The sequence below is a fragment of the Deltaproteobacteria bacterium genome, from assembly GCA_016213065.1.
GTDB lineage: Bacteria > UBA10199 > UBA10199 > SPLOWO2-01-44-7 > SPLOWO2-01-44-7 > JACRBV01.
The window spans coordinates 1-5,402 of sequence record JACRBV010000052.1 but is presented as its reverse complement, the minus strand read 5'-3'; the positions used below and the strand labels follow the sequence as shown (position 1 = coordinate 5,402).

The window sequence follows — 5,402 nt, the reverse complement described above, 5'->3', positions numbered from 1 at the left end:
TTGCCGGCATTAAAGATGTGATATTTTCAACAACCGGATATACCGGAGCAGGCGGATGTGAGATCTATGTAAAAAATGCAGATGCTGAATCTCTCTGGAAAGCTGTCTTCAGTGCAGGTGAGGAATATGGAATCAGGCCAATCGGTCTTGGAGCCAGAGATACCTTGAGACTCGAAGCCCGCTTGAGTCTTTACGGACACGAAATCACCGATGAAACAAATCCACTGGAAGCGGGACTCAGTTGGGTGGTGAAATTCGATAAGGGAGATTTCGTCGGCAGAAGTGCTCTTGAAAAAATTAAAGCGGCGGGACTTCGAAGACAGATTGTCGGTTTTAAACTTTTGGATAAAGGAATCCCTCGCCAAGGTTATCCCATCGTCAACACCGATAAACAACCCGTTGGCGTTGTCACGAGCGGCACTTTTTCACCGACACTCCAAGTTGGAATCGGATTGGGCTATGTGCCAACCGAATTAATCGCGATTGGAACAAAATTTAACATTGACATCCGAGGAACGTTGAAGCTAGCAGAGGTCGTAGCAACACCGTTCTATGAAAGGTCATTCTGAGCGAAGCGAAGAATCTACTTGATTACCATTTGGATCCTTCACGGAGTTTACCCTGAGCGCGAGCAGATTCTTCGCTCCGCTCAGAATGACAATAATGGCGAAGGGTTCAGGATGACACCAATGAAAAAAATAAGGGGGCTAAATGGAATTTCCAGACGATCTTAAATATACCAAAGAACACGAGTGGGTCCGCATCAAGGGAGATGTCGCCATTATGGGCATCACCGATTTTGCACAGGAACAACTGGGCGACATTGTTTATCTGGAACTTCCTGCCGAAGGAGAAGCGGTGGAACAGGGCGAACCCTTTGGTGTTGTGGAATCGGTGAAAGCGGTGAGCGATCTTTACGCCGCCCTCAGCGGTGAAGTGCTTGAAATCAACGACCCACTGGCTGAAAATCCGGAAACCCTCAACGAAGATTGCTACGAAGAAGGATGGATGATCAAAGTCAAAGTCTCCGACACAAAAGAAGTCGACAGTCTCATGAGTTGCAAAGAATATCAGGCCTACGTCAAAGAGGAACAAGCCTGACCTCAATGCGCTACATTCCGCATACCAACGAAGAAATTCAAGCGATGCTGAAGTCTGTCGGCTTGAGAAGTGTGGAAGAGCTTTTTAGCTCTATCCCCGAATCCCTGTTACTGCAAAAACCTCTCAAACTCCCGCCACCTTTGGATGAACAAACTCTTCTGGGTCAACTTGAATCCATTGCGGCGCGAAACCACACACTGCCGATGAATCGCTCCTTTCTGGGAGGCGGAGTTTATCGTCACTATATTCCTTCCACCGTTTCCGATTTAATTCGTCGTTCCGAATTTTTAACTCCGTACACCCCTTACCAACCCGAAATCGCACAAGGCACACTTCAGTTGATGTTTGAATTTCAAACCATGGTCAGTGAAATTTACGGAATGGAAGTGGCAAACTCTTCTCTTTACGACGGCTCCACGGCTTTGTCGGAAGCGATTTTGATGGCAATCCGAATCGGGAAAAATCGCAAAACAGTTTTGCTTCCCGAATCCATTCACCCCGAATACACGCAAGTGGCGAAAACAATCTTGAAAAGTTTTGATGAACACTTTGTCACACTTCCCATTACTAAAGAGGGAACCATCGAACGTTCTTCATTAAATGATTATCTCAATCCCGATCTCGCCTGCTGTGTCATCCCCTACCCCAATTTTTTCGGGATTGTGGAAGATGTCAGAGATATTGTGGAGAAAATTCACCAAGCGGGAGGACTTGTTATTTTTTCGGTGACCGAACCGTTGAGTCTCGGTTTGTTTGAATCTCCGGGAGCTCTTGGCGCTGACATTGTCTGCGGTGAGGGGCAATCTCTTGGACTATCTCCTTCTTTTGGCGGTCCCTTCGCGGGATTTTTCGCCACGAAACAGACTTTTTTAAGACAAATGCCGGGCCGTCTTTGCGGTATGACCACCGACAACAAAGGCAAACCGGGTTTCGTACTCACTCTTTCCACGCGCGAACAACACATACGGCGTGAGAAAGCCACTTCAAACATCTGCACCAACCAAGCCCTGTGCGCCACACAGATTACTTTGTATCTGACTTTGCTTGGCAAAGAGGGTTTCAAAAAATTGGCGCAATTGAATTGGCAGAGAACCGAATATGCCAAACAAAAATTGTCTGCCATTCCCGGAGTAACGCTCCCGTTTCCCACAAGCACCACCTTTAACGAATTTGTCATTCAGCTCCCCAAAAATGCGGATGTTGTGTTGAAAGATTTAAGAATCAAAAATTTTGATGGAGGCATCTCGCTGGACCACTGGTACCCCAATCTGGATAACGCTGTGTTGGTGAATGTCACCGAGTGGAACGGTAAAGAAGATATGGATGCTTTCGCGAACGCCCTGAAAGGATCCATTCAATGAGCACACCCGGCACCACCGGTCTTGTGTTGGAAGAGGGACTCTCCTTCGCGCAAAGTGTAAAGGGGCGCATCGGTTATTCTTTGCCCCCGAGTGGAGTTCCTGAAAACGACCCGACGGCAAAACTGCCAAAGACGCTGTTGCGAAAGACACCTGCAACACTCCCTGAAATTTCGGAAGTCGATACCGTTCGTCATTTTGTAAGATTGTCCCAGCAAAATTATTGCAAAGATGTGGGACTTTTTCCCCTTGGTTCCTGCACGATGAAATACAATCCCAGAATAACCGAAGAGGTTTCTAAAATTCCGGGTTTTGCCAACGCGCATCCTTTGGCCATGCCGGAAGCTACTCAGGGGAGTTTGCAATTGATTCATGAGTTGCAACAATATCTCGCAGAAATCAGCGGAATGGATTTTGTCACATGCTGGCCTTCCGCGGGTTCACACGGTGAACTGACGGGAATGCTCATGGTAAGGGCCTATCAAACCTCCAAAGGGAATCCGCGCAAAAAAGTGATCATCCCCGACAGTGCGCACGGCACCAACCCCGCTTCCGCCGCTATCTGCCAATATGAAGTCGTAACAATCTCTTCCAACAAAGATGGAATTTTAACAGCAGAGGCCGTGGCAGGCGTGATGGATGAAGAAGTCGCCGCTTTAATGGTCACCAATCCCAACACGCTTGGAATCTTCGAAGAAAATATTCAGGAAATTTGTGATGTCGTTCACAAAAAGGGAGGACTTGTTTATTGTGACGGCGCCAACCTCAACGCCCTGCTAGGCATTGTAAAACTTGGAGATGCCGGAGTTGACCTTCTCCACTTCAATCTTCACAAAACTTTTTCAACCCCGCACGGTGGCGGTGGTCCGGGTGCAGGCCCTGTTGGAATCAAGAAAAAATTGGAACCGTTTCTTCCGAATCCGGTCATTGTAAAAGAAAATAGCGTCTACAAACTGGAAAACCGTCCCCAATCAATCGGCAGGATGAAAGCCTATTTCGGAAATTTTGGAATGCTTGTCCGCGCTTATACCTACATTCGTGAATTTGGTCCCGAAGGTTTAAGAAAAATTTCGGAGATGGCTGTGCTCAATGCAAACTATATTCGTAAAGCTTTGATGGGGACGTATCATCTGGCCTATTCAAGACCCTCGCTTCACGAATCGGTTTTCTCGGATAAATTGCAAAAAGATCACGGTATCAAAACGCTGGATATCGCCAAACGCCTCATGGATTTCGGTTATCATCCGCCCACCATTTATTTTCCGCTGATTGTCCACGGGTCTTTGATGATTGAACCGACAGAGAGCGAACCAAAAGACAGTCTCGATCAATTCATTGAAGCCATGAAACTCATCGCGAAGGAATGCGAAGAAAAACCCGACTTCGTGAAAGCCGCTCCCCACACCACTTTCCGTGGTCGCTTGGATGAAGTGAAAGCCGCAAAAGAACTAAAACTCCGCTGGAATCCTTAAGACCTCATTCCCAATGCAAATGGGTTTGGCCGATGACACTGCGCATTGTTAGCGTGAAGGGCTTCGTCAAATCGGTTTTTGGAAAAACAACGCGGTAGGCCTGGGACCATCTGTTCAAATAAGGAAACATCACTTTTTCATAAGGGGTTACGGCCACAGATTCAATACGAATTGGGGAGATTTCCTCTCCTCTCGCCGTTGTCAAAACCGCTTCCCAAAAGGATTCCCCACCTCTGGAGAATTCTTTATAAGGTTTGCGGACATACATGCCGACAAAAAATTCATCTCCTTTAGACTGTTTTTGTTCTTGTTCCGCGATGTAGGTCTCCGCCTTAACGCCATCGAGATATTTTTTCTTGATGTGTTCTTCTTCATAAACCTTGCGAAATGCAGGATTGTAATAGGTGGCATGAACCATGATTTTGGTTTGAAGAGTCTGCACATTAAAAAGTTGTTTGTGGCGCGTCCATTTACGCAAAGTCGATTTGTAACCGTTTGCGTACACCGCACCAGAAAGGCCAGAGACCAGAGCAACTGTCAAAAAAATTTTAAAGGCGTGGTGAAAAATGTGGGACCCGCATTTTTCACCACTTCCTTTAAAAATGTTTTTCAAACCAATGTTCGACATCATGAAAAACTTCCTCTTTTTTGATTTCGTTGAAAAGTTCATGGTACATCCCCTCATAAATCTTCATTTCCTTTTGCGCAAGGATCAATTCTCTGTAGAAACGCTTCGTCCCTTCGGGGGAACAGACCTTGTCGGCCGAACCGTGGATCATCAAAAGAGGTGTTTTGATTTTGGTGCACAGAGAATAAATTTGCTCCAAATTTTTGAGAATTTCCACGCCGATCTTGATGGTGATATTGGAAGAAACAAGTGGATCTTTTTTATAAGCCGCCACCACTTTGGGATCATGGCTCAACATGCCCGGACGAATAAAACCCTGCAGTCTCATGGTCGGCAAAACCCCCACCATTTTGCGACTCATTTTTTCCACCCATCCGGGTATTGCCAGCGCAATTTCGATATTGGAAGAAGAAGCCACCGCCGCGCGGAAAACATCGGGAAAACGGGATAAAAAATTGATGACGATTTGCCCGCCAAGACTGTGTCCCACAATAAACCAAGGCAGATTTTCAGAAGAACCTTTCCTGCAAAATTTTACGTAATCTTCGAGATCATGGTAGAGCGATTCAAAGTCATCGACGTGGGATCGTTTGCCCTCGGATTTTCCGTGCCCCCGTTGATCGTAGAGACAAACACGATAGGCACGTTTCAGAAAATATTGGGTGAAAGGACCGTAGCGCCCGCAATGGTCCCCTACTCCGTGGACAAAAACAATTCCCGCTTTTGGCTCGGGAGGATTCCACTGTTCGTAATATAACTTCGTTCCGTCTCTTCCACTAAATTGGCCAATACGCGCTTCCATTAAAATGTCTCCGCCCCCCGCTGTCATTCCTGCCCCTGCCT

6 protein-coding genes are annotated in these 5,402 nt (G+C 46.7%); 4 read left to right on the top strand and 2 right to left on the bottom strand.

From position 1 onward, the window contains the following. From HY877_02805 to gcvPB, 4 genes are all read left to right on the top strand, one after another. The coding region (locus HY877_02805; protein MBI5299213.1) for a glycine cleavage system aminomethyltransferase GcvT at positions 1-569 on the top strand (569 nt) is incomplete at its 5' end. Positions 570-711: 142 nt separating this feature from the next. Continuing rightward, a complete protein-coding gene (gcvH, locus tag HY877_02800) occupies positions 712-1,101 on the top strand; it encodes a glycine cleavage system protein GcvH (GenBank protein ID MBI5299212.1) in 390 nt (129 codons plus the stop codon). 5 nt (positions 1,102-1,106) lie between these two features. Next, positions 1,107-2,462 carry an aminomethyl-transferring glycine dehydrogenase subunit GcvPA gene (gcvPA, locus tag HY877_02795; protein ID MBI5299211.1) on the top strand — a complete coding sequence of 452 codons (1,356 nt, stop codon included), beginning with the start codon at positions 1,107-1,109 and terminating at the stop codon, positions 2,460-2,462. Then, positions 2,459-3,931, top strand: a complete 1,473-nt coding sequence (gcvPB, locus tag HY877_02790) for an aminomethyl-transferring glycine dehydrogenase subunit GcvPB (GenBank protein MBI5299210.1) — start codon at positions 2,459-2,461, stop codon at positions 3,929-3,931. Before gcvPA ends, gcvPB begins: the two co-directional genes overlap by 4 nt. A gap of 4 nt (positions 3,932-3,935) precedes the next feature. Here the strand turns inward: gcvPB and HY877_02785 are convergent, their stop codons facing one another. Continuing rightward, positions 3,936-4,562 (bottom strand): hypothetical protein, encoded by a 627-nt coding sequence (locus HY877_02785; protein MBI5299209.1) that lies wholly within the window; start codon positions 4,560-4,562, stop codon positions 3,936-3,938. After that, positions 4,528-5,388: a lysophospholipase gene (locus HY877_02780; GenBank protein ID MBI5299208.1), complete on the bottom strand. Its 861-nt coding sequence runs from the start codon at positions 5,386-5,388 to the stop codon at positions 4,528-4,530. Before HY877_02780 ends, HY877_02785 begins: the two co-directional genes overlap by 35 nt. Positions 5,389-5,402: the final 14 nt, after the last annotated feature.

Bases quoted from the DNA above. Each gene is read 5' to 3' on its own strand.
- gcvH (MBI5299212.1), top strand. From the start codon at position 712: ATGGAATTTCCAGACGATCTTAAATATACCAAAGAACACGAGTGGGTC.
- gcvPA (MBI5299211.1), top strand. From the start codon at position 1,107: ATGCGCTACATTCCGCATACCAACGAAGAAATTCAAGCGATGCTGAAG.
- gcvPB (MBI5299210.1), top strand. From the start codon at position 2,459: ATGAGCACACCCGGCACCACCGGTCTTGTGTTGGAAGAGGGACTCTCC.
- HY877_02785 (MBI5299209.1), bottom strand. From the start codon at position 4,562: ATGATGTCGAACATTGGTTTGAAAAACATTTTTAAAGGAAGTGGTGAA.
- HY877_02780 (MBI5299208.1), bottom strand. From the start codon at position 5,388: ATGACAGCGGGGGGCGGAGACATTTTAATGGAAGCGCGTATTGGCCAA.